At 57.9% G+C, this 2,559-nt stretch carries 3 protein-coding genes; all 3 read right to left on the reverse strand.

All coding sequences use genetic code 11. The features are described 5' to 3' along the window. Positions 1-418, reverse strand: a 418-nt coding sequence (locus tag L692_RS28245) for a hypothetical protein (protein ID WP_036722935.1), incomplete at its 3' end; no start/stop codon positions are given. Beyond that, positions 418-759, reverse strand: a complete 342-nt coding sequence (locus L692_RS0109235) for a PadR family transcriptional regulator (RefSeq protein ID WP_025699221.1) — start codon at positions 757-759, stop codon at positions 418-420. The genes L692_RS0109235 and L692_RS28245, both read right to left, overlap by 1 nt. Before the next feature lie 202 nt (positions 760-961). Beyond that, the coding region (locus L692_RS0109240; protein WP_025699222.1) for an MMPL family transporter at positions 962-2,559 on the reverse strand (1,598 nt) is incomplete at its 5' end.

Raw genomic sequence — 2,559 nt, forward strand, 5'->3', positions numbered from 1 at the left:
CAAAAGCTCCGAGGGCCACATCGCCGATGGCAATGATGCCTTTGGCGACCGCAGGCGCCCCTCGAAAGCCCCGGAGCCGTCTGCGGAATTTAATATGCACCAAAGGCAGATCAAGCACCGTCAATGAGGATTTGTATTCGTAATAATATTTGCGGGAATCCGGTTCGTCATGTCCATAGCCCGAAGCTTGATCGCCGCCATGCCCGGCCCCGGCCTCGGCTCCATACAATCCGTCCATATAATCACGGGCCATCTCGCGGGGCGTTCCCGATTCGGCCAGCACTTGCTCGACGCTGCTGCGCTCCGCCCTTTCCGTTAGCGAAGTCAGCAAATCTTCCGCAATTCTTCGCTTCGTAACCGGGTCCGCTTCTATTCCCCTCATGACTTCACGGACATAAATCTCCAATCGTTGGCTCATTAATTCTCATCTCCCATAATCTTGTAAATCGAATGATAAAACAGGGCCAGCTCTCCGGTCATTTCCCGCAGCCAAGCCCTGCCCGCCGCGGTGATCCGGTAGTATTTGCGGCGGACTCCGCGCTTGCCGGTATCCTGCTCCCAGTAGCTCTCGACCAGCCCGGAATCTTCGAGACGGTACAGCACAGGGTACAGGGTCCCTTCTTTAAGCTTGAAATAGCCGTCGCTTCTTTCATCCAATTCGCTGATCAACTGATATCCGTACAGATTCCTTCGGCTCAGCAAATGCAAAACCAGAATTTCCAGAACACCCTTCTTGAGCTGGCTTGCCGGATCGCTCATCACATCACCTTGCTAACCTTATTATTTAGTATTACTAAGTATAGTCTGCTCCTGATTTTATCCAATGTCAATAGGCGGCCATCCTCGGCAAACCAACATTGAACTACGCGGGACAAGGCGGCAAAAAGCCAGCCCGAAGGCTGGCCGAATCCCGCCGCTTTAAACAGGCGGCTGGCAACACTATTTTGACCGGCAACCGATATTACACCGCAATATTCTTGTCCGATGCTTCCTCCGGCGTCTTCATCCGGAACGGCCACCAGTTCGCTCTGCCGAACATTTTGACCATGACAGGCACGAAGAACGGCAGGAACAGGAGCGCATACAGCACAAGTCCCGACAGCACCACGGTGGCAATCTGCATCATTGACAGCACGCCCGAGGGATACATCGCGGCGAACGTGCCGCCAAGAATGACGACCGCCGACAAAATGACGGTGCCCATATTGCGCATCGCATGCAGCATGGCGTCCTTGACATCCCAGCCTTGATTTTCATTAAACCGCGCCATCAGGAAGATGCTGTAATCGACGCCAAGCGCAATCAGCATAACGAAGCTGAAGAATGGAGTCGTCCAGGTAATACCGGAATAACCCAACAGATTGACAAAGACCGCTTCGGTTACGCCCATCGCCGTAAAATAGGTCAGCACAAGCGACAGGATCAGGTAGACCGGCATAATGATGGAGCGGAGCAGCAAGACCAGAATGATGAAGATTCCGCCCAGCATCAGCATGACCGTCCGCAGATAATCCGCATTGGAAATGGACTGGAGGTCGCTGTAGGTGCTCGTTACCCCGCTCATGGCCACCTCCGCATTTTCAAGCTTCGTGCCTTTGACAGCCCGATCCACCGCCGCCAGAATATCGTCCACCTTATTGATAGCGGCGGAGCTGTACGGGTTATCGGCAAAGACGATGTCAATAGTCATCACTTTTCGGTCGCCCGACAGGTAGTTATCGAAGACCTGCCCGATATCCTCCGACTTCAGCGCTTCCGCCGGAATGAAGAATCCGCTCAGTTCGTCGTCCCCGGCCGCCTGAACCTCGTTCAGATAATCCTGAGCGGAGCCAAGGCCGCTCGTAATCTTCTTCAGGCCTTCCGCGCTGTCGCTCAGCCCCTTCGTCAGCTCGCCGATTTGACCGTTCAGCTCGCCAAAGCCTTGGGCCAGCTGCTTCTGTCCGCCCTGTAGCTCGTCAAGTCCGCTCGTAATGGATGGAAGCTTGCCGACAATTTGCGCCTGCCCTCCGGCGGCCTGATTCAGCCCGGACTTCAGCTGCGCAATGCCGGATGCCAGCTTCCGCAGCCCCTGCGCCAGCGCATCCTGCCCGGCGGCCGCCTTGGCGTAGCCTGCGTTCGCTTCAGCCAGCCCCGCCGCGGCGCCTTTCATCTGGGCCGAGATTTGGCCCAGCCCGGCCGCGAGCCTGCCCGCTCCTTCGCCCGTCTGGGCGACCGTCCCCTTGATGGTCCGGTAATCCGCGTCCTGCAGCAGCTCGGGATGGCTTCCCTCCAGACCGGCAAAGCTCGAATCCAGACCGGCAAGCGCCGCCGCCACGCCGGACAGCTGCTGCTGGATCTGGCCGATGCCGCCATCCAGCGCCGTCAGCCCGCCGCCGATCTGCTTGTACCCCGCCAGCAGCTTCTTATGGGCGGCCGCCAGCTGCTGCGCGCTCGACGCGGCCTGCTCAAGTCCGCTCTGGATCTCGCCCGCACCCGCAGAGCCGCTCTCAATGCCTTTCTGGATGCGGGTCAGACCGTCTCCAAGCGCGGCAATGCCCGATTTCAGCTCGGACGTGCCGC

Source organism: Paenibacillus forsythiae T98 (assembly GCF_000520735.1).
GTDB lineage: Bacteria > Bacillota > Bacilli > Paenibacillales > Paenibacillaceae > Paenibacillus_AQ > Paenibacillus_AQ forsythiae.

Bases quoted from the DNA above. Each gene is read 5' to 3' on its own strand.
- L692_RS0109235 (WP_025699221.1), bottom strand. From the start codon at position 759: ATGAGCGATCCGGCAAGCCAGCTCAAGAAGGGTGTTCTGGAAATTCTG.